The sequence below is a fragment of the Halococcus sp. IIIV-5B genome, assembly GCF_003602035.1.
GTDB classification, from domain to species: Archaea; Halobacteriota; Halobacteria; order Halobacteriales; family Halococcaceae; genus Halococcus; species Halococcus salsus.
On the sequence record NZ_QZWE01000006.1, the window covers coordinates 104,983 to 123,770 of the forward strand.

The 18,788-nt window shown below is 66.7% G+C and carries 24 protein-coding genes; 13 read left to right on the forward strand and 11 right to left on the reverse strand.

The window, feature by feature from the left end; all coding sequences use genetic code 11:
* Window positions 1-12: 12 nt before the first annotated feature.
* The gene (locus tag D3261_RS06460) at window positions 13-489 is read right to left on the reverse strand and encodes a hypothetical protein (protein ID WP_120070468.1); all 477 of its coding nucleotides are present in this window, start codon (window positions 487-489) and stop codon (window positions 13-15) included.
* Window positions 490-754: 265 nt separating this feature from the next.
* Here D3261_RS06460 and D3261_RS06465 point away from each other — a divergent pair, with 265 nt between their 5' ends.
* The 3 genes from D3261_RS06465 (at window position 755) to D3261_RS06475 (ending at window position 2,895) form a co-directional block, all read left to right on the forward strand.
* Complete coding sequence (locus D3261_RS06465) at window positions 755-1,501, forward strand: hypothetical protein (RefSeq protein WP_233553910.1); 747 nt, start codon at window positions 755-757, stop codon at window positions 1,499-1,501.
* Between the two features lie 9 nt (window positions 1,502-1,510).
* Complete coding sequence (locus D3261_RS06470; RefSeq protein ID WP_120070471.1) at window positions 1,511-2,458, forward strand: hypothetical protein; 948 nt, start codon at window positions 1,511-1,513, stop codon at window positions 2,456-2,458.
* Window positions 2,459-2,628: 170 nt separating this feature from the next.
* Window positions 2,629-2,895 (forward strand): hypothetical protein, encoded by a 267-nt coding sequence (locus D3261_RS06475; RefSeq protein ID WP_120070474.1) that lies wholly within the window; start codon window positions 2,629-2,631, stop codon window positions 2,893-2,895.
* 16 nt (window positions 2,896-2,911) lie between these two features.
* On the opposite strand, the gene D3261_RS06480 is transcribed toward D3261_RS06475, so the two are convergent.
* Window positions 2,912-3,877: an NAD(P)-dependent oxidoreductase gene (locus tag D3261_RS06480; protein WP_120070477.1), complete on the reverse strand. Its 966-nt coding sequence runs from the start codon at window positions 3,875-3,877 to the stop codon at window positions 2,912-2,914.
* Between the two features lie 142 nt (window positions 3,878-4,019).
* Here D3261_RS06480 and D3261_RS19975 point away from each other — a divergent pair, with 142 nt between their 5' ends.
* The 5 genes from D3261_RS19975 (at window position 4,020) to D3261_RS06500 (ending at window position 7,675) form a co-directional block, all read left to right on the forward strand.
* On the forward strand, window positions 4,020-4,172 hold the full coding sequence (locus D3261_RS19975) for a hypothetical protein (protein WP_158589359.1): 153 nt from the start codon (window positions 4,020-4,022) through the stop codon (window positions 4,170-4,172).
* Between the two features lie 159 nt (window positions 4,173-4,331).
* On the forward strand, window positions 4,332-5,042 hold the full coding sequence (locus D3261_RS06485; protein ID WP_120070479.1) for a DUF4129 domain-containing protein: 711 nt from the start codon (window positions 4,332-4,334) through the stop codon (window positions 5,040-5,042).
* Complete coding sequence (locus D3261_RS06490) at window positions 5,035-5,676, forward strand: hypothetical protein (RefSeq protein WP_120070482.1); 642 nt, start codon at window positions 5,035-5,037, stop codon at window positions 5,674-5,676. Before D3261_RS06485 ends, D3261_RS06490 begins: the two co-directional genes overlap by 8 nt.
* Window positions 5,673-6,959: a DUF58 domain-containing protein gene (locus D3261_RS06495; RefSeq protein ID WP_120070485.1), complete on the forward strand. Its 1,287-nt coding sequence runs from the start codon at window positions 5,673-5,675 to the stop codon at window positions 6,957-6,959. The genes D3261_RS06490 and D3261_RS06495 overlap by 4 nt, the downstream gene beginning before the upstream one ends.
* Window positions 6,956-7,675 carry a hypothetical protein gene (locus D3261_RS06500; RefSeq protein ID WP_120070488.1) on the forward strand — a complete coding sequence of 240 codons (720 nt, stop codon included), beginning with the start codon at window positions 6,956-6,958 and terminating at the stop codon, window positions 7,673-7,675. Before D3261_RS06495 ends, D3261_RS06500 begins: the two co-directional genes overlap by 4 nt.
* A 42-nt stretch (window positions 7,676-7,717) precedes the next feature.
* On the opposite strand, the gene D3261_RS06505 is transcribed toward D3261_RS06500, so the two are convergent.
* Genes D3261_RS06505 through D3261_RS06520 form a run of 4 tightly spaced genes read right to left on the reverse strand, consistent with a single transcriptional unit; the run spans window position 7,718 to window position 11,910 of the window.
* Window positions 7,718-9,388 carry an AMP-binding protein gene (locus tag D3261_RS06505; RefSeq protein ID WP_120070491.1) on the reverse strand — a complete coding sequence of 557 codons (1,671 nt, stop codon included), beginning with the start codon at window positions 9,386-9,388 and terminating at the stop codon, window positions 7,718-7,720.
* A 41-nt stretch (window positions 9,389-9,429) separates the two neighbouring features.
* Window positions 9,430-9,864, reverse strand: a complete 435-nt coding sequence (locus D3261_RS06510) for a hypothetical protein (protein ID WP_120070493.1) — start codon at window positions 9,862-9,864, stop codon at window positions 9,430-9,432.
* A 1-nt stretch (window position 9,865) separates the two neighbouring features.
* The gene (locus tag D3261_RS06515; protein ID WP_120070495.1) at window positions 9,866-11,422 is read right to left on the reverse strand and encodes a sodium/proline symporter; all 1,557 of its coding nucleotides are present in this window, start codon (window positions 11,420-11,422) and stop codon (window positions 9,866-9,868) included.
* The gene (locus tag D3261_RS06520; protein ID WP_120070498.1) at window positions 11,419-11,910 is read right to left on the reverse strand and encodes a hypothetical protein; all 492 of its coding nucleotides are present in this window, start codon (window positions 11,908-11,910) and stop codon (window positions 11,419-11,421) included. Before D3261_RS06520 ends, D3261_RS06515 begins: the two co-directional genes overlap by 4 nt.
* A gap of 177 nt (window positions 11,911-12,087) precedes the next feature.
* Here D3261_RS06520 and D3261_RS06525 point away from each other — a divergent pair, with 177 nt between their 5' ends.
* Entirely contained in the window at window positions 12,088-12,531 is a 444-nt protein-coding gene (locus D3261_RS06525) for a hypothetical protein (RefSeq protein WP_120070501.1), read from the forward strand.
* Between the two features lie 171 nt (window positions 12,532-12,702).
* Here D3261_RS06525 and ddh read toward each other — a convergent pair whose 3' ends face one another.
* On the reverse strand, window positions 12,703-13,632 hold the full coding sequence (ddh, locus tag D3261_RS06530; RefSeq protein WP_120070634.1) for a D-2-hydroxyacid dehydrogenase: 930 nt from the start codon (window positions 13,630-13,632) through the stop codon (window positions 12,703-12,705).
* Between the two features lie 102 nt (window positions 13,633-13,734).
* Between ddh and D3261_RS06535 the strand changes: the two genes are divergently transcribed.
* Together D3261_RS06535 and D3261_RS06540 are read left to right on the forward strand one after the other, a co-directional pair.
* A complete protein-coding gene (locus tag D3261_RS06535; protein WP_120070504.1) occupies window positions 13,735-14,343 on the forward strand; it encodes a YqaA family protein in 609 nt (202 codons plus the stop codon).
* A gap of 193 nt (window positions 14,344-14,536) precedes the next feature.
* Window positions 14,537-14,899, forward strand: a complete 363-nt coding sequence (locus D3261_RS06540) for a hypothetical protein (protein ID WP_120070506.1) — start codon at window positions 14,537-14,539, stop codon at window positions 14,897-14,899.
* A 72-nt stretch (window positions 14,900-14,971) separates the two neighbouring features.
* Here D3261_RS06540 and D3261_RS06545 read toward each other — a convergent pair whose 3' ends face one another.
* Entirely contained in the window at window positions 14,972-16,108 is a 1,137-nt protein-coding gene (locus D3261_RS06545) for an acyltransferase (RefSeq protein ID WP_120070509.1), read from the reverse strand.
* A 165-nt stretch (window positions 16,109-16,273) separates the two neighbouring features.
* On the reverse strand, window positions 16,274-16,525 hold the full coding sequence (locus D3261_RS06550) for a hypothetical protein (protein ID WP_120070512.1): 252 nt from the start codon (window positions 16,523-16,525) through the stop codon (window positions 16,274-16,276).
* An 85-nt stretch (window positions 16,526-16,610) separates the two neighbouring features.
* Here D3261_RS06550 and D3261_RS06555 point away from each other — a divergent pair, with 85 nt between their 5' ends.
* Window positions 16,611-16,802: a multidrug transporter gene (locus D3261_RS06555; RefSeq protein WP_120070515.1), complete on the forward strand. Its 192-nt coding sequence runs from the start codon at window positions 16,611-16,613 to the stop codon at window positions 16,800-16,802.
* Between the two features lie 18 nt (window positions 16,803-16,820).
* On the opposite strand, the gene D3261_RS06560 is transcribed toward D3261_RS06555, so the two are convergent.
* Complete coding sequence (locus D3261_RS06560) at window positions 16,821-17,240, reverse strand: hypothetical protein (RefSeq protein ID WP_120070518.1); 420 nt, start codon at window positions 17,238-17,240, stop codon at window positions 16,821-16,823.
* A gap of 305 nt (window positions 17,241-17,545) precedes the next feature.
* Between D3261_RS06560 and D3261_RS06565 the strand changes: the two genes are divergently transcribed.
* Window positions 17,546-17,749, forward strand: coding sequence for a hypothetical protein (locus D3261_RS06565; RefSeq protein ID WP_120070521.1), 204 nt, complete (start codon window positions 17,546-17,548; stop codon window positions 17,747-17,749).
* A gap of 29 nt (window positions 17,750-17,778) precedes the next feature.
* Here the strand turns inward: D3261_RS06565 and D3261_RS06570 are convergent, their stop codons facing one another.
* Window positions 17,779-18,714, reverse strand: coding sequence for a universal stress protein (locus D3261_RS06570; RefSeq protein ID WP_233553911.1), 936 nt, complete (start codon window positions 18,712-18,714; stop codon window positions 17,779-17,781).
* Window positions 18,715-18,788: the final 74 nt, after the last annotated feature.

Here is an 18,788-nt window from a genome sequence, read left to right on the forward strand (position 1 = left end):
CCGAGTACGCCGTCACCCGATCCGGACGGTCGTCGTCGCCGACGGTCGTCGCTCCCCTTCGAGCGCAACGAAAACCGTGATCTCGTACTCGTCGGGTTCGGCACGAACCCACCGGCGTTCGTCGGTTCGCTCGAACCGGCCGCTCCACTGCCACTCGATCCGCTTTCGCTCGCGAGGGCGGAAACCGAACCGACCCGGTTTCGTTCGGGTGTAGCGGGTCTCGTCGCTGGCTTCGAGTTCGCCATCGACGCTCCACCCCCACAGCCGCTGTCGTGGCGTTCGAACCACGATAGGAACCGGCAGCCGGTTTTCGAACGTCGCGGTTATCGTGACCGGCTCGCCGACCCCGTATCGCTTCCCGTCGGTTTCGACCGAGACACGGAGCGCCCGGTGTGCGACGACCTGTGGGACGAACTTGCCGAGAGCCTCGGCGAGATAGTTCCTGTTCTCGTCGAAGCCGTGCCGGTCCTCGCGCTCACCGACGGGCACGATCGGTGAGTGGCCGTCCCTCGAATCGCTGTACGCCAGCGTCGACCGGTCGCGGATCTACCATCGTTCGTCGATCCAGGACACACGGACTTCGCTCTGCTGGTTACCGCCCGTCCAACAGTCGCCCTCGTCAGTGCGAGCGGTTCCCCCTTTCGTCGCAGCCGACCGTTCGAGTTACCCGTCACTTCGTCGGCGACGACGCCGACCCTCCGTACTCACCTCGAAGATAACAGATTACTTATCCTGGGGGCTTCCGGTGTTCATCGTGACGTCCGCTCCCCTCCAACTAACTGGAGACCTCCTTTCTACCCTGCTGCCGTCGCTCTCGTCCTTGCTTCAGCTGTGTTTCGTCGCGTTCTTCGTCGGAACGGCGTTCGCGCTCGCGTTCCACCGGCACCGATACGTCAAGCGGAGTTACGTCGCGGGCTTTCTGGTCGTGTTCCTGGTCGTCAACCTCACGGGGCTGGCCGTGCTCCCGATGATGCACTGGCACAAGTTCTCGGAGCCGCGCCCGGAATCACAGACCCACCACTCGCTCCGGCTCGTCACCGCCGAGGGCGAGGAGCTGTCGTATCCAACCGAGGCGACGCTCTCGGCCGATTCCGTCTCCTTCTCCGCGCTCACACGGAAGATGCGAACGGAGTATTCGCCCGCCCAGAACCGCCGCTTGGTCCGATACCTCCTCGTTCGGGCGCGCGACCATCGTCAAGCGGCGCGCCACCGCTCGGTGGTGCAGTACCTCCGCTTCCCCCCACACGGCTTCCTCGAATCGTGGGACGAAGCGACGATCCGATCGAACGTCCCCCTCGTCGGGCTCCGATTGTACCGAACGAACCTGACCACCTCTCCCGACGGGACCGAGGTCCTCTCGCGCTCCGAGACCCTCGTCGAGGGGTTCTATCCCGGCTGTGAGGGGACCGAAGCGGCCGCTAACTTCTCCACCGCCCCGTGTGCGTTCGACGGTTCCTCCACTTCGGCATCGCCATCGGCGACCAACAGGACGGGAGCCTGACCGCGTCCGATGGCGCTCTTCATCAACTACGTGCGCGACGAGACCCGTTCGACGCCGCTGAACCTCGCGGCGGCTCGGATGATCCTCGCCGGCTACCTGATCTGGAAGACGGTCTGGTACGACTGGCCTCGGCTGCTCGCGACGCCCTTCACCGTCGCGGACACCTACACGTTCCTCGTTCCCGCCTCGCCGACGGTCCTCGTCGTCGAGAAGTGGGCGCTGATCGGTCTTCTGGTTCTGGTCCTCGTCGGCTATCGACTCGGTCTCACGACGTTCCTGAGCGCGTTGCTCGTCGGGCACCTCGGTGCGGTCCGCTATACGGTGAACACCTCGGGCGGGACGACGGCGCTGTTCTTCAGCGTCTACTTCCTGATCCTCTTCGGTCTGTATCGCGACCAGGACGTGCTCACGGCGGCCGTCCTCTGGCGGGCGCTCCGGCGGCGGCTGACCAAGGCCACCGCTAGTCGCTCGTCACCCGAGACGGCCACCCCTCGGTCCTCCGCTTCCGAAGACGCTGCCTACCCGATGACCGCACTGAAGTACAACCTCGTCGTCATCGCGATCGTCTACTTCGGCGGTGGTGTCGACAAACTCCTCAGTGCGGGGCTCGCGTGGGCCGGCCCCGCGAACCTCAGCCGGATCGTCCTCGTCCGCAACGCGCTCTACTCGCACCCGATACCGATCGGACCGTCGTTGCTCCAGTATCCCCTTCTCGTTTCGGCGGCCGCGGTCGGGACGCTGGTTCTCGAACTTGGGCTGTTGGTGGCGGTGGTGACGCGGCTCCCGATAGACCCCTTCGTCGTCGGCGTGCTCGGAATGCAGGCCGTGATCGCGGTCGCCATCGGGCCGTTCTTCTTCGACGTGTTCGTGTTCTTCGCGATGTTCCTCCCCTGGGATACCCTCTGTTCCCGACTCGGACGTTCCCTTCCCCACCGACGGCCGACCGCTGACGCGTGAACCATCGCCGAACGGCACCCTACCCACAGATTCGACGGCTAACGTCTCCCGAGTGGGCCTAACGATCGACGGGGCGAGGGGCCTAGAACGTTCATGCTAAGAGTCAAATATCCCGTTTTCGTACGTCGAAGTAGTGATGGTTGCACCAACTCGAGTTCGGACGAAAACGAATGGCTGAGGAGCGCCAGCACCGGTACGAGGCTGGGTTTCGAGCGCGACCAGCGACACCCGATTCGCCCCGGGACGGGGTCTCCCGATATCGCTTCGTCTCGTCGGCTCCCGAGGACTGTCGTGCCATCCTGAGCGCCCCCGGGATCGACGCACAGGGCGCGAAACGGACCATTGCCGAGCGTTGTGCGGACCTCTCGACGACCGATCTCCACGAGATAACCCGGGCCGAGGAGCGCAAGGTCGTCGACTGGGGTCGGACCGTATAGCGACGGCGTTCCGGGTTCAGGCGATCGGGTCGGCCTCGACGGTTCCGTCCTCGATGAGCCGCGCGACGGACTCCCGAACGGCCTGGAGCGACGTATAGCGGGGTTGGTATCCCAACGCGTGTCGTGCCTTCTCGATGCTGCAGTTCGGGCTGTGCGCGATGTGGTCCCACGTCGCCTCCGCCTCCTCGTCCGAGACCTGCTCGCGCCACTCCTCCCACGGGAGATACGAGAGGTCCGCCGACCGACCGAACCACCCGGCGACCGCCTCGGCGTAGCCTCTGAGCGTCAGTGCGGACGGCGAAACCACGTGGAAGCTCTCCCCGACGGCCCGGCTCCAGTTGTTCAGCGCCGCCTCGAAGGCCTGTGCGACGTCGTCGGCGTGGACGTGATGAACGGTTTCCAAACCCAGGTTCGGCAGCGCGAGGTCGTCGCCGTTCGCCAGCCGCTCGAACACCTCGGGGGAGAAGTGACCCGCCGGGTTGAGTGGTTCCCAGCCCGGACCAACGATGTGACCCGGGTGGAGGACCGTCACCGGGAACCCGTCGCGGCGAGCGACGTCCAGCAGGTAGGCTTCGATCTCGGCTTTCTTGCGCCCGTACTCGCCGAAGGGCTCTCTAGCCTGGTCCTCGGTCGTGGGCACCACTGCGCTCGGCCCGTGAACCCAGATCGTCCCACAGTGAAGCAGGTGCTGAACCTCCCCATCGAGCGCTCGCACCAACCGCTCCGCGCTGTCGAGTTCGAAGCAGATGAGGTCGATGACGACGTCGGGTCGGAGCTCGCGAATCCGATCGCCGAACGTCCCCTCCGCCTCGGCCGCCTCGCGGTCGATCGAGACGTGCTCGACTTGCGCCCACGAGCCGGGCGACCGGTACGGTTCGCTCTCGCCACGGGTCACGGACACGACGTCGTGCCCCGCGGCGAGCAATCGTGGTACGAGATACGACCCGATGTGGCCGGTAGCCCCGATGACGACGGTACGCATCCGTCGATCTCCGGTGGTGGCCACTATACGCTTTCGCATACTGACAATTCGGGCGGTCGGAAGCGGGAGGTCGCCGCTCACCGTTCGATACGACCGGACCGTTCCCCTGACCGTCCATGCGACTCGTATTTCTCGGCTCCACGTGTCATCGCAACGCATGATCGGCTGTCACGAGTGTGGCCACCGGTTCGAACTCCCGGACGCGAAGTGCGAGGACCCGGAACTCGGATACGTCTGTCCCAACTGCGACTTCTGGACGTGGGGATACGGGCGAAACGCCGTCGAACGAGGATAACTCCCGGTTCGTCGCCCGGCAGGGGAGAGCACCCGAGTTCAGCGACGGCGATCCGTTCCGGACGACTCGCCGAACGTATAAAATTACATAAGGCTGGTCGGCACAAATCACGGCCATCGGAGAGAGGCCGACCAATGGGAGACCGCACCACCGGCGTCCGTGCTCGCTCGCTCGCTCTCGGCGCTCGCCATCGCTCTCGGTGCGGTGGTGCTCGCCACCGTCACACGGACCCTCGGACCCACGGTCTCGACGACGGTCGCTCCCGAACCACCGAAGTCGATGCCGCCGTCGTCCGGTGGCTCCATCCTCGAACTCCTTTACTTGGTCATCAACAGACTCCTCGCGCTCTTCGGGGTCACTCTCGATGCCCCGTCGGGTCGGGCCGCCGGAAGGGGGCTCGTTGGAGTCGTCATCGTCGCTCTCCAGTTCGTCTACCACCACCGTCTCGCGGTCGTCGCACTCCTCGTCGCGCTCACCGTCTCGGTGCTCCTCTATCAGTACCGCCATCGCCTCGCGGTTCCCCGCGTTTCGCCCTCGTCCGGCGAACGCACCGAACCGACCGGCCGGTCCCCGTCGACGGGAACCACGAACCCGGCGTGGTCACCCGAAACGGAATCGCAGTCGGTCCGGGCGGTTTGGCTCGCGATGGTCCACCGCATCGACGACGGTGTCGAGGCCCCATCGTCGCGAACCCCGGGCGAATGGCAGCGGCTCGCGGTCGACTCGGGTCTTTCGCCCGATGCCGTCGAGACGATAACTGAGGTGTTCTGTGCCGTTCGGTACGGCAACGCGTCCGAAACGGACGACCGTCGAAACGACGCCCGGGCCATGCTCGAACGGCTCGACGACGGGGGCGTTCCGGATGAATGAGCACCCCCGTCACCGTGTTCGCCGTTGGCTCGCGCTGACGGCGCTCGTCTTCGTCGTCGTTGCCGGCCTCCTCACCGGACTCGATGTCCTCTCTCCGTCGCTGCTCAACGCGTCCGGCTACCCGCGAGGGGATGACCTCCTCGTCGTCGGGTACTGCCTAGTCGCGCTCTTCGCGGGATCGCTCCTCCTCGTTCCCCTGTATCTAGGTCCCGAAAATGCGACCGCGAACGCGGAAGGGACCGACGCGAGCCCCCACGAACCCGAGGGGGTACCCGACGTTCCGCGGACCGGTGCGAACCTCGAACCGTTGTTGGGGAACCCGCTTCTCGGACGTCACCTCGGCGACGAGGAGCGCGAAGCGATCCGAACGCGGCTCCGGGAGGCGGCTCTGGGTACTATCCGTCGCCGGACGGGCGTCGAGCGGGACGACGCTGCCGCTCGTCTACGGCACGGTGACTGGACGGAGAACGCTACCGCGGCGTGGTTCCTCGGGGACACCTCGCCACCCCGGTCGGTCCGCCTCTACGCCCGAGTTTCTGCTAGCCACGCCTTTCGTCACGGGGCCCGCCGGACCATCGACGAGATCGTCGCCTACGACCGACGTCACGAGTCACGGAGGACCCACCGCCCGTGACGTCGGTCGAACGGACACATCGCTGGCGAGTCGCCCTCCTGTTCGTCCTCTTTACGGGCACGGCAGGGCTGTATCTCGAAGCGCCGTCGCTCTTTTCGGCGTCGCTTCTCGGCATCGCGTACGTGGGGTATCCGCTTCTCGTCGGTCCGCCGACCGTCGACCTCGACCTCTCGCGAACCGTCTCCGACGGGACGGCCGCTCACGACGACCCCGTGGTGGTCACCGTCACGATAACGAACACGGGGTCGCGGACGCTCACGGACCTCCGGGTCGTCGACGGCGTGCCAGCCCTCCTCTCCGTCGTCGACGGGACACCGCGACACACGGCCGCTCTCCGTCCCGGCGCATCGACGAGCTTCCAGTACACGGTCGCGGCGAAGCACGGCAATCACCGCTTCGAGCCTGCGACGGCGATAGCCCACGATATCAGCGGGAGCATGCGTATCGAGACCGAGGTCGGAGCCGACCAACGCCGACCCGCTCACGACGACGTCGAGTGTCCCCTCGCCCTCCACGCGTTTCGGTTGCGCCGGCGGGCAGGACGATATCCCGGACGAACGACGGCGGAGACAGGTGGGTCGGGGATCGAGTTCCAACGGGTGCGGGAGCATCAACGAACCGATTCGATACACCGGATCGACTGGAAGCGATACGCCAGAAGTGGCGAACTCGCGACGATGGCGTTCCGTGACGAACGCCGGACGGCGGTCGTGCTCTGTGTGGACGTCCGTCGGAGCGCGATTCGAGCCCCAGCATCGACGGAGCCACACGCGGTAGCCTACTGTGTCGCCGCCGCCCAGCGGGTTCGGTCGGCCCTACAAGAGCGGGGCGAACGGGTCGGCGTCGCCACCGTCGGTACCGAGTTCGAGTGGTGCGCGCCGAACGCGGGCCGCGAGCACGACGCCAGGATCGAGCGGCTGCTAGCGGACCACGAGCACGACCACCCGAGCCCGGCCGGAAACGACGACACCACGGTCGCTGCACCGGAGCGGGTTCGACAGTTGGTCGCACGAACCCACGAACCGGTCGAAATCGTGCTGTTCTCGCCGCTCCTCGATGGGTTCGGAGGGACTGCTGCGCGACAGTTGGACGCCCGGGGGTATCCAGTGACGGTCGTCAGCCCGAACGTGACGACGGACCGGACCGTCCACGAGGCGTTCGCCGGGGTCGAGCGCACGAACCGTGTCCAGTGCTTGCGGAATCGGGGGGTGCCGGTCGCGGACTGGTCGCCCGACGAACCGCTGGTCTGGCCCGTCGGTCACGACGGCGAGGCGCGTCGATGACGGACGCACCCCTCGTGGCGCAACCGACCTACGCGGGGAGTACGCTCGCCGTGCTCTCGGCGGCCTGCGTCACCTGGGTCCTGGCGGGATCGTTCACTCAGGGGCTGGTCGTCGGTGTCGAAACGGTCGGTGCCCTCCTGCTGTTGGGGAGCGGTCTCGTTCGCCGTCGCGGTCATCGCGTGCTCGGTGGTGGGTCCGTCCTCGTCGGGTGTGGCCTCGTCTGTTCGGCGCTCGGGATGGGGCTCCTCTCGACGGGTGGGTTGTTCGAGCGGATCGCCTTCCTCGGTGGAACGCTGGCGATGGCGGTCGTCGTTCTCGGCGTGTTTCCGCTTCGGGAGTCGTGGACCCGCGCGCTCGTCGGCATCGGGGTCGCGCTCTTCGGCTATAGCCTCGTCCTCCTGACGTGGGTTTCGGACCCGGACGCGGTTCGATTGCTGGTCGGTGTCGGCTCGATGGTCCTCACGTGGGATCTGGCCGAGTACGCGACCACGCTCGGGGCCGACGTCGGGCGGAGCGCCCGGACCTACCCGGTAGTGCTCACCCATCTCGCCGGCACCCTCGGGGTCGGGGTCGCCGCAGGTGTGATCGCGCTGGTCGTCGGCGGGGTCCGGCTCCCGGCGATCCCGATCGCCGCGTTCGCACTGCTGTTGGGTGCGAGCCTGCTGTTGTTGCTCGTGCTCTTTCTCGGGGACAGCGACTGGCCCTCCAGTACGTGACTCGTAGTCATTCCACGGACGGAACGACCGATTGCCGTCCACTCATTCCCCGTTCGAGGCGTGTTCCTCTTCCCGGAGCTTTCGGCGTTGGATCTTCCCGGTCGTCGTCTGGGGGAGGCGTTCGACGAACTCGATCGCTCGTGGATACTCGTACTTCGCGAGTCGGTCCCGAACACGGTCACGGATCGCCTCACGCAGTTCGTCCCCGTTCTCGGTCGTGTCGGTGCCCGACGTCGGCTGGACGAAGGCCTTGATTATCTCCCCACGGGTCTCGTCGGCGACCCCGATGACGCCGACCTGCTCGACGGCCGGATGTTCGAGGATCGCGCGCTCGACCTCGCCGGGGCCGACTCGGTAGCCGCTGGTGAGGATGAGGTCGTCGTCGCGGGACTTGAACCAGCAGTAGCCGGATTCGTCCTGCATCCCGAGGTCGCCGGTCAGATGCCACTCGCCGACCGTCGCGCCCGCCGTCTTCTCGTCGTCGTTCCAGTAGCCGTCGAAGACAACGGGGTCGTCGCCCCGCTTGACGGCGATCTCACCGACCTCGCCGGTTGGCCGCTCGTTGCCGGTCTCGGGGTCGACGACGGCGACGTCGTGGCCGGGGACGGGTTTGCCCATACAGCCCGGTTTGGCCGGGAACCACTCCCGGCAGTTGGTGACGAGGAGGTTGGCCTCCGTCTGGCCGTAGAGTTCGTTCACCGCGACGCCGGCGAGTTCCGTCTCGGCCCACTCCAGGATCTCCGGGGTGAGCGGTTCGCCGCCCGAACACACCGCCCGGAGCGAGAGGTCGTAGGTTTCGAGCGGATTCTCGACCCCCATCAACATCCGGATGGCCGTCGGCGGGAAGAAGGCGTTCGTCACGTCGAACTCCTCCATGAGAGCGAACGACCCCTCGGGGTCGAACTTGCCCATCGGGTAGCCGACGACAGGTCGGCCGTAGTGCCACGCTGGGTAGAGCAGGTCGCCGAGCGCCCCGATCCACGCCCAGTCGGCCGGCGTCCAGTAGACGCCCTCGTCGACCCGGCGCTCGAAGTACATCGAGAACGCCGGGCAGTGGCCGACCCAGACGCCGTGACCGTGCAGCGCCCCCTTCGGTGGCCCCGTCGACCCGCTGGTGTACATCACGATCGCGGGCGTCTCGGCCGTCGTTTCGGCGATCCCGTACTCCTCGGGTTCGTTCTCGATCAGCCCCGAGAACGTCGTCGAGGCGGAATCCGTTCCCGTATCGTCGTCCGTGACCTCGACGACGGTTTCGAGCGCCGGGCACTCGGCGGCCGCGCTCGCGACGGTCTCAACCACGTCCGCGTCGGCGACCACGGCTTTCGCCTCGCTGTCCGCGAGGCGGTGCCGGAGCGACTCGTCGCCGAAGAGCGGCGACAGCGGGAGCGATATCGCACCCATCTTCCAGCACGCGAGGTGGGTGAGCGGGTTCGCGGGTTTCTGCGGGACGACCACGCCCACTCGGTCGCCGCACTCGACTCCCGCGCTCTCGAAGGCGTTCGCCACGCGGTTCGAGAGCCGGTCGAGGTCGTCGAACGTGTAGGTCTCACGACGACCGTCGGGATAGGCCTGGTAGAGCGCGACCCGTTCCCCGGGCCGGTCGTGTTTTCGGAGGAGGTCCCGCCCGAGGTTGTAGTCCGCCGGGAGGTCCCACTGGAACGACTCGCGCGCGTCCTCGTAGGTCTCCCCGTCGAGTGAAACGTGCCACGGCATACCGTCGAGCTTCGAAACGGCTCTACAAATAGCTTCGCCGGCTACAGAAACGTGCGCTCGACGGCTATCTCGACGTGTGCGAACCGATCGTCGTCGGCGAGCGCTTCGACGAACGTCTCGTGGGAGTCGCTCGCGCTGGTCGCTTCGAGGTCGAACTGCTCGTCGTTCCACGCGACGACCAACGACGAGCGCCGGAGGCGCGAGCCGGGCGAGAGCCGGATCGAATCGAGATCGTCGAGCGCGACCACCCGGTTCCGGTCGTCGAACGCCGCCACCGCGTCGGGCGCGAGGGAAGCGATCTCCTCGCGGGCGGTGGTCCCCATGTCGGCACGGAGGAGCAGCGATCTGAACGACTCACCAACGAAACACCAGATCAGGCGTTCGTCGGTGAGCACGCCCTCCCAGAACTCGAGCGAGACCGGTGTCCGTCGATACCAGCCGCTGAATCGCCCGACGACCGACTCCGTCGCGGCCATCCTATCGCTCCAGCAGGGTGACCAGGTCGGCGGGCACGCTCCGGCCGCGCTGGGTGAGCACCGAGACCCCCACTGTGAGCGCGATCGAGACCAGCAGGGCGACGGTCCCCACCGGGAACCCCTCGGCGAAGGGGTAGAGCGAGAGTATCGTCTCGCTCACGCCCGGTGTACCGGCCGCCTCGGCGATCCGCGGGACCGCGCTGTAGAACAGGTTGACGACGAGGCCGCCGACGATCCCCGCGACCGCCCCCTCCTTCGTCGCGCCCTTCCAGTTCAGCCCGAAGACGGCGACCGGGAAGAAGGCCGCCGCGAAGAACCCCCAACCGATCGTGCCGAGGATCCCCACGAGCGCGTCGGAGAAGAACACCACGAGCGTCGAGAGAACCGTGAGTCCCGCGAGCGCGATCTGTGTCACCCGAAGCTCGGTCGTCTCGTCGTCTATCGGTCGCCCGAACGCCCGCGGGAGGTCGCGCGAGACCGCGGCGGCACCGATGTTGAGGAACGAGTCGCTGGTGGACATGATCGCCGCGAGCAGCGCGGCGAGCACGAGTCCGGCGACCACGCCGGGCGTCTGGTTCAGCACGAACACCGGCGCGGCGATCGACGCGCTTCGGAGCTCGGGGATCGTCCCGCCTTCGACCGCCGCGCGCATCGAGAGACCCGCCGAGAAGGCGATCATGCTGGAGATCCCGTAGGATATCGCGGCGATCGGCGCGCCCCAGCGGAGGATCGTGAGGTCGCGGCTCATGTAGAACTTCGTGATGAGGTGGGGCTGGCCCGCCGACCCGATCGAGAAGAGGATCCACCACGCGAGGGCGGTGAAGGCGCTCGCGGCGGGCACGCCGATCGCACCGAACGGCGAGACGAGCGCGGGGTCGACGCTCGCGAGGTTCCGGGTGATGGTGCCCATACCGCCGCCGAACTCCAGCGCGAAGTAGAAGACGAACACCGCGCCGACGATCATCGTGATCGACTGGACGAAGTCGGTCCAGACGCCGGCGATCATCCCGCCGAGGACGCTGTAGGCGAGCAGGATCGCCGCGCCGCCGAACAGCCCCCAGACCACGGGGATCCCGAATATCGCCCGCATCACGAACTGGAGCGCGGCGAGGTTGGTCGCGAGGTAGGCGATCACGCCCACGATGACCGCGAACGCGGTGAGGCCCCTGACCCACGCGCTCTCGTAGCGGACGTACATCCCGTCGGCGAGCGTGAGGACGTTCCTGATGTCGGCGAGGATCCGCATCCGACGGGCGAGGAGCACCCACGCGATGAGGAAGCCGAGCGGCGCGGTGAAGAAGATCCACATCCCGGTCATCCCGTAGGAGTAGACGAGTTCCGGGCCGCCGACGAACCCGAACCCCGACTGGATCACCGAGAACGCGGTCAGCGCGAGCACCCACGTCCCCACGGATTTCCCCGTGATCAGGAAGTCGCTCGTGCTATCGGTGTTGAGGTAGCCCCAGACGCCGATCGCGAGGACGATCAGGAGATAGAGCCCGCCGAACAGGAGCACGAACGGGTCGTCGGCGACCGGGATCGCCTGGAGGGGTTTCATCGCTCGCCCCCGCTCTCGGAGTCGACGCCCGGCGATTGCGACGGTGCGAGCGGGAAGTCGCCTTCACGCTGTGCCTGCCGTGCGTCGTCCATCACGTCGGCGACGAGATCCTCGTTGGCGGTGTCGGAGAACACCGAGACCGCGTAGTAGACGGGCGCGAGAAGCGGCAGTAGCCAGAGGAACAGGATGTAGACGAACGTCGACTGTGGGACCCCGAGGACGTACGTTTCGCTCGCGGTGCCGGGCTCCCAGAGCAGCCAGATCCCGGTCAGCCCGACCGCGAACAGCAGCCCCAGGCCCGCGACGAGCCCGGTGTACGGGGCGATATCGAGCTCCCGGTCGCCCCGCTCGACGGCCGCCAGCGGGAGTACCGCGACGATGAGCGCACCGGCGAGGTACGAGAACACGCGATAGAGGCCGAGCGCGGCGACGAGCAACGCGGCGACCGAGAGGATACCGACGGCCAGGGCGATTCGGTTTCGTGCCATCCCAAGGATCGGTACCCCGAAGAATCATAACTGTTTCTCAGGTCGGCGGGAACGACGTCGCGACCGCCGGACTGCCGTCGCGGTCGCTTCGGGTCGTGCATCGACGTCCCGGTCCCCCTCCTGAACGCCCAGACGAAGCCGAAGCACCGATATGGGGCAGGGCGAAACGAACGATCGGTGAACCGATTTTTTCGATCATTCCGGCGACGAACGGTCTACCGCGACGTCGCTCTGGGAACGCTGTTGGCCGGGAGCGGACTGCTCGGGGCGGGGGCACTCCTCGTCTGGCTCGGAACGCGCGGTCCGCTCCTCTCGGTCTCCCCGGCGATCGGGTCAATCGCATTGCGGATGGCCGGTGCGGACAGAGTGGTCGTGCTCGCCTACCTCGGTGTCGGTATCGAGCGGCTCTACCTCACCGGTCTGCCCCTCCTCTTGTTCTGTGTCGGGATCGTGCTCCCGGTCCTCCGGGGGTGGTGGCGCGTGCCGGCCTCGATACTCTTCGGTGCGGCGGCGGCCAGCACGGTGACCGTTCTCTCCGGGTGTGCGTGCGCCAGCGGGTCGGCGACCTTTCTCGTCGTGCGGACGGTTCGAACCGTGCTGAACGGGCTCGCACCGCTCTAGCGTCCCCACCAGTTATCCCGAGATTCACAGCGGAGGCGCTAGTTCGCGGACTGCGGCCTCCGTCGATCTCGATCGGCTACGCGATACGGCGTCGTCACCATCGATCCCTTCAACGGACGCCAGCGGTGGACGAACGGAAGCGTTCACGACGCGGCAGCCGACCGACTCCCGCTATACGACCCGATTCGCGAGCTCCTCCTCGCCGTTCAGCCGGCGGACGTTCTCCCGGACGAGCGCCGCTATCCGCCGATGGTACTCGTGGGTCGCCGCCGCGGTGTGTGGAGTGACGACCACGTTCTCCATCCCCCAGAGCGGCGAGGCTGCTGGGAGCGGTTCCGTCTCGAAGACGTCAAGGGCCGCCCCGGCGAGCGCTTCCGACCGCAACGCGGCGACGAGCGCCGACTGGTCGACGACCGCACCGCGGGCGACGTTGATCAGATAGGCGTCGTCACGGAGCGCTTCGAACTCGGATTCGGCCATCAGCCCCCTCGTCCGGTCGGTGAGCGGCACCGCGAGCGCGACGAACCGTGCGTCCTCGATCGCCTCGTGGAGCTCCGTCGTCGGGTAGACGGTGTCGACGTGGTCGACGGGCGTCGGCGTTCGTTTCACACCGACGACGTCCATCCCGAGGGCGTCCGCCCGCATCGCTATCCCGCGTCCGAGGGTTCCGAGCCCGACCACACAGAGCGTGCTCCCACGAAGCGTGAACGCCGAGTCCCACTCCGGGTAGGACCACTCTCCCTCGGTCTGGTTCGTCCGGTGATGGTGCAGCCCTCGGGCGAACTGCAGCATGTAGCCCGCGACGGTATCCCCAACCGTGTCGCCGTGGATACCCGCACTGTTCGTGAGCCGAACACCGTGGTCTTCGAGTTCGTCGAACGGGAACCGGTCGACACCCGACTGGATCGAGTGGATCCAATCGAGGCCGGCCGAGAGGAACGCCTCGTCGTACTCGAACGTGACGAGCCCGTCACACTCCCCGAGTGCGGTCTCGGTACCGACGATCCGGACCGCCGCATCGACGTCCGAGAGCGCGTCCCGGAGGACGGTGGGCGGGAAGAGTCGCTCGATCGAGGGGTGGATACCGACCTGTGAGACCATGTTCGTCCGTCCCTCGACCCCCGAGCTCGAAATACCCTCGGTAGCCTCGATGCTCGTGAACACGACGTCAGGTTCTACTACCGCCCGTCGTTACCGAGGACGATGGCCGGCTCAGCGCTACTGGATTCCATCGAACTCTCACGCGAGTTCTTCGTCTCGCTCGGAGCCCCGGGGCTGCTCGCCGTCGCGTTCCTGGAGTTCTTCTTGCTCCCCGTGCCGCCCGACCTGGTGCTCGTTCCGCTCACGGTCGTGCGACCGGAGCTCGGCCCCCTCTATGCGGCCGTCGCGACCGTGGGATCGGTGTCGGCGGGAGTGATCGGCTACACCGTCGGTCGAAAGGGCGGTCGACCGGTGCTCGAATCCCGGTTCTCGGCGGCCCGTGTCGAGCAGTCCGAAGCGTACGTCGAGAAGTACGGGTTCACCGTCCTGACCTTTGGCGCGTTCGCGCCCATCCCGGAGGGGTACGAACTGCTCTCGGTCGCGGCGGGTGTCTCCGACCTCCGACTCCGGTCGTACCTCCTGGCGTCGATCCTCGGACGGGGCGGACGATACCTCCTCGAAGCGCTCCTCGTCGTCGTGGTCGGGGACGCCGCCCGCTCGCTGACGGAGGTCGAACTCTACACCGCCGTCGGTGTCGTGTCGCTGCTGGCGGTCTGTGGCTATCTCCTTCGAGGGTGGTGGCTCCCCGCGTCCTGGCTGGAATCGAGGTGAGTGAGACGGGCTTCGTTCGAAACACCCGCAAACACCCCTCCACGACCATACATTGGAGACGTGGTCGGCCCTTGAGAGACGGACAGCACCAACCGAACGGCGGTCGGACTACGGGTTTCATCCGTCGACCGATACGGCCCGCCGTCGCAAGCAGTTCCCTTTCACCGCTCTGGGACGACGAACGGATAGTACGATGTTCGGACTCACACTGGGCAAGAAAGCGCTGAAATTCGGCTACAAACGGGCCGGGATCCCCGGGGCGATCGCCACGGGGAGCGCCGCGGCAGCGGGGTACGTCCTCGTCAAACGCGGTCTCAAGTCGAGTACCGGCGAGGAAAACGTCGACGCCGCGATCGACACCCACCGGATCAAATCGGCCGTCGACGAGGACGGGCTCGGTGCGGTCACGAACCGGGAGACCCTCGAATCCGCGATCGACGAGGACGAACTCGGAACCGACGTCGACATCGAGGAGGTTCGATCCCAAACCGAAGAGCGAACCGAGGACGGAGACCGGGACGCCGATACGGATACCGAAACTGATACCGAACAGTAAACGGTCGACGTTGCGAGGGGGGACACAAGCTGTTCGTCGGGACCGCGTTCTTTGGCGGCTCTCCGGTCACGGCTACAGTCGTGGGATGCTCACGTCGCTCCGCCTCACTCGGTCGCGGATACGCGAGAGACGCGGGAGGTGGCTCCCGCCGACCTCGACGAGACCGACCCTCGCCGCGAGGACGTAGATACCCAGCGCGAGGACGTACACGACCGGCGTCACGAGGAGCTGCCAGGCGAGCGTCGCCGAGAGGTCGATCCCGGTCTCGACCTGGAGGAGTCGTTTGAGGACCACGAGCGCCCGAAACACCGGGAAGTGGACCAGATAGACCCCCACCGCGTACGGGCCCAGCTTTTCGAGGACGGTGCCGCGACCCCAGTCTGGGTTCGAGAGCGCGTAGCCGAAGAGGGAGAGCACGAGAAACACGGTCGCGACGGTGTACTCCGTCGTGTACGTCGCCTCGGGTATCGTGACGCCGCGGCTGAGGAAGTTGACGAAGTACTGTTCGAGCAGTTGTGCAACCACCGCCAGGCCGAACGCGCCGAGATAGAGCCGGCTCCGGTCCCGACTCGGGCTCCAGTCGACCGTCCGTAGCTGAAAACCCAGCGCGGTGTAGAAGAACCCGAAGAAGAGCGCATCACGGGTCGGGAACGAGACCGAGACGAGCGCCGGATAGTTCTGGACGACCAGTCCGACGAGGTGGACGCCCGCGGCGACCGGGAGGAGATATCGACCCTTCTCAGCGACGACGAACAGCGATATCGCACAGATCGAGAAGAACAGCGCGGTCAGGAACCAGAACGGCGGGGCGACCGCGTCGCCGTAGTAGATCAGGTCGAGCGGTGAGAGGCCCTCCACTAGACGGTTGACGAGCGGTGCCGCCAGCCGGCGGCCGGAGAGCGCTGCGACGCCGATCGAGAACACTACCGCCGAGAGATAGGTCAGTATCCCGAACCCGTAGAGCGAGCCCAGTTTTCGGAACGAGTGCTTCACGTACGACCCGACCTTGCCGGGTTCGAGCTTCGGCGCGAAGAAGTAGCCGGCCGTGACGAAGAAGAACGGCACGTCGAACTGCCCGATCGTATCGAGAACGACGTAGAGGTAGTTCCCGTCGGCTCCGTACCCGACGAAGGGCCGAACGTGGGCGAGCACGACGAAGAACACGGCGACTGCACGCAGACAATCGATGCTGGCGATGCGCTTGCCCATCCGCCGAGGTTCGCGGACGGGTTCGTATGAGTCTTCCTTTTAGCGCCGACGTCGTTCCCCTGCGTTCGGCATTGGGGTCGCGGGTCGATCCTCGAGCGGGCGTCCCACCGCATCCGCTGACGATCAGATCCCCAGAAAACCGTCTCTCGGCGATAGCTCGCCGACCTACTCGATGAGGGGGAGCCCCTCGACCTCGAAGCGCTGAAAGAGCGTGACGAGCGCGTAGCCGAGCACGACCACCGCGCCCATGAGCGCCACCGGCGGTACGGAGAGTTCGTGCATCCCCGACGACGCGAGGAACAACGACGCCGCGACCGTCGCCAACGTGACCGCCAGCACCGCTCTCAGGGTGACGTCGCTGAGCGTGAACCAAGTCGTCTCCGGCACCACCCGCCCGCCGGCCGAACGGTATGCCATATCCACGCCTTCCACCTCCGGAATTATAAGTTTTCTCCTGAAAAGAACTTCGGGATTTATGACATGGGGGTTCGTAGCTACTCCCATGGCGTCGTTGCTCGAACGCGATCGATCGACGGTCGGCACGGCAGTCGGACTCGCGGTCTGTCTCGTCGCCGTACTCGGCTCGCAGTTCCTCGGCTGGGAGTGGGGCTCCGGCCAGTTCGTCCCGGCCGTGATCGGGGTTGCGGCGGTCGTAGCCGCTGGCGTGCTGGCCTATCGGCGGTTCTGTCGCTGAACGATTATGGGGATGTCCTCACTCGGTAGCGGGCTCGTGCGTTTCGGACTCGGGACCGGGTAGCGGGTGGAGAAGCCCGAACCACAGCCGATAGACGACGAGCCCGCACACGCTTCCGAGGCCGTAACTCACCTCGAACGATTCCGGGGTCGACGTGAACCGAGCGAACACCCCACCCTGTCCGCTTCTGACGAGTTCGAACAGGATTCGGCGGCGTCGATTCGTGCGAACTGCGAGCACGTCCAGGTCGGAGAGCCACGTCGTGACCAGCGACATCACCGCGCCGATAGCGATCCCGCTCGGCGACAACGGCGCGGGTCCGTCCTCGTCAACTTCGTCGGCGTACTCGGCGAGGGACTTCCGCGTCCGAAGCACGAACCGCAGCACGAACACACCGAGAGCGAACTCGAAGATGGCCTTGATTCGTCGGCAGACCATGCCCCCGGTAGAGAGCGAGACCCCATGTAACCCAGTGGTCGTTGGTAGCCGTTCACGGGTTCGGTGGACCGGTCGGGACGTCGGCGGCCGTCACGGTCGAACCGTTGCTGCCGGTCGACTGACTGTCGCCACCGAAGACACCGTACAACCGACAAGCGCGACGATGCCGATGGCTCGTCTTCACCATCGTGAGCCGAGTCCCTTCTGCGAGTGGTCTGTAGAACACTGCGCCGACGTATTTGATAAGTCCCTGGCCCCACCCGTTGCGACCGGGGACTCATATGCGGGCCGTCCGATAGGCCGGCGTGTCCGATCGTCGTTGCCCGGACTGCGACGTCGAGATGGAAACGACGACCGCGACCGCCGAGGGCGTGGGCGATATCTACGTCGAAACCGAGCGCGAGGACGGCATCCTCAAACGGCTCGGCGTCGGGTCGCGGACACCGCTCACCGCGTTGCTCTGCCCCGAGTGTGGGCTGACACGCTTCTACGCTGATATCCCCGAGTGAACCAGAGGTGGCTTCGCTCCCGCCCCTGACTACTGGTCGTCCGGCATCGAGACGGCGAGTACCGGACCGTCCCCGAGACGGACGACGCGTTCGGTGACGCTTCCGAGCAGGTACCTGTTGAGCCCGGTCCGACCGTGGGTGCCCATCACGACGAGGTCGATGGCGTGGTCGTCGGCGTAATCGAGGAGCGCCCGCACCGGGGTTCCGTTGAGGACGGACGCTTCGACCGGCCGGACGCCGGCGTCGTCGGCCCGAGCGACGGCGTCGTCGACCGCCTGTCGACCCTCCTCCCGTAGCGCGTCGATGACGAGCGGACTGCCCTCGCCCCAGGCCACGGTGAGGTCGACCACGTGAACGACGTGCAGCGCCGCGCCGGTCGCCGCGGCGAGTGCGACCGCGCGGTCCGCGGCGATCTCCGCCGTGGGGCTCCCGTCGGTGGGGAGGAGGATGGTTTCGATCTCCCGGTCGAGGGGCGTGTTCTCGTGAACGGTGAGAACGGGTATCGGCGAGACCCGGAGCGTCCGCTCGGTGACGCTCCCGACGACGAAGCGACCGATGCCGGTGCGGCCGTGCGTCCCCATCACGATCCCGTCGATCGTGTTGTCGATGGCGTAATCGACGATCGCGTCGTGGACCGGGGCCGTCGTTTCGAGGACCTGCGTCGTCACGGCGACGCCGCTATCGGCGGCCAGGTCGGCGACCGTCGACAGCGTGGCTTCGGCCGCGTCGGTCAGTTCGGCCGCGGCCTCGGACTCGACGTCCGCCGGGAGGTCGCCGCGTTCGAGAACGTGGATGGCGTGGATCGAGGCGTCGAACTGGCGGGCGAGCACGAGCGCCGATTCGGCCGCCGCCTCGGCGGCATCGCTTCCATCGGTCGGGACGAGAAGTGTGTCGTACATGGTGGGATCCATGAGGGGAACGCGACTCCTCACGTCGTGGTCGTCGTGGTCGTGTCGTGCCCTCACGTGTAGCTAGCGTGGCGGACGGCATAGCTGGACCGCCGATTCCCACCGAGGAGGAATCGCCTTCCGTCGGAGTA

What these genes read in the sequence shown, in the direction of transcription:
- D3261_RS06470 (WP_120070471.1), top strand. Translation starts at nt 1,511, where the DNA reads ATGGCGCTCTTCATCAACTACGTGCGCGACGAGACCCGTTCGACGCCG.
- D3261_RS06475 (WP_120070474.1), top strand. Translation starts at nt 2,629, where the DNA reads ATGGCTGAGGAGCGCCAGCACCGGTACGAGGCTGGGTTTCGAGCGCGA.
- D3261_RS06480 (WP_120070477.1), bottom strand. Translation starts at nt 3,877, where the DNA reads ATGCGTACCGTCGTCATCGGGGCTACCGGCCACATCGGGTCGTATCTC.
- D3261_RS06490 (WP_120070482.1), top strand. Translation starts at nt 5,035, where the DNA reads ATGAATGAGCACCCCCGTCACCGTGTTCGCCGTTGGCTCGCGCTGACG.
- D3261_RS06500 (WP_120070488.1), top strand. Translation starts at nt 6,956, where the DNA reads ATGACGGACGCACCCCTCGTGGCGCAACCGACCTACGCGGGGAGTACG.
- D3261_RS06505 (WP_120070491.1), bottom strand. Translation starts at nt 9,388, where the DNA reads ATGCCGTGGCACGTTTCACTCGACGGGGAGACCTACGAGGACGCGCGC.
- D3261_RS06510 (WP_120070493.1), bottom strand. Translation starts at nt 9,864, where the DNA reads ATGGCCGCGACGGAGTCGGTCGTCGGGCGATTCAGCGGCTGGTATCGA.
- D3261_RS06515 (WP_120070495.1), bottom strand. Translation starts at nt 11,422, where the DNA reads ATGAAACCCCTCCAGGCGATCCCGGTCGCCGACGACCCGTTCGTGCTC.
- D3261_RS06520 (WP_120070498.1), bottom strand. Translation starts at nt 11,910, where the DNA reads ATGGCACGAAACCGAATCGCCCTGGCCGTCGGTATCCTCTCGGTCGCC.
- ddh (WP_120070634.1), bottom strand. Translation starts at nt 13,632, where the DNA reads ATGGTCTCACAGGTCGGTATCCACCCCTCGATCGAGCGACTCTTCCCG.
- D3261_RS06535 (WP_120070504.1), top strand. Translation starts at nt 13,735, where the DNA reads ATGGCCGGCTCAGCGCTACTGGATTCCATCGAACTCTCACGCGAGTTC.
- D3261_RS06540 (WP_120070506.1), top strand. Translation starts at nt 14,537, where the DNA reads ATGTTCGGACTCACACTGGGCAAGAAAGCGCTGAAATTCGGCTACAAA.
- D3261_RS06545 (WP_120070509.1), bottom strand. Translation starts at nt 16,108, where the DNA reads ATGGGCAAGCGCATCGCCAGCATCGATTGTCTGCGTGCAGTCGCCGTG.
- D3261_RS06550 (WP_120070512.1), bottom strand. Translation starts at nt 16,525, where the DNA reads ATGGCATACCGTTCGGCCGGCGGGCGGGTGGTGCCGGAGACGACTTGG.
- D3261_RS06555 (WP_120070515.1), top strand. Translation starts at nt 16,611, where the DNA reads ATGGCGTCGTTGCTCGAACGCGATCGATCGACGGTCGGCACGGCAGTC.
- D3261_RS06560 (WP_120070518.1), bottom strand. Translation starts at nt 17,240, where the DNA reads ATGGTCTGCCGACGAATCAAGGCCATCTTCGAGTTCGCTCTCGGTGTG.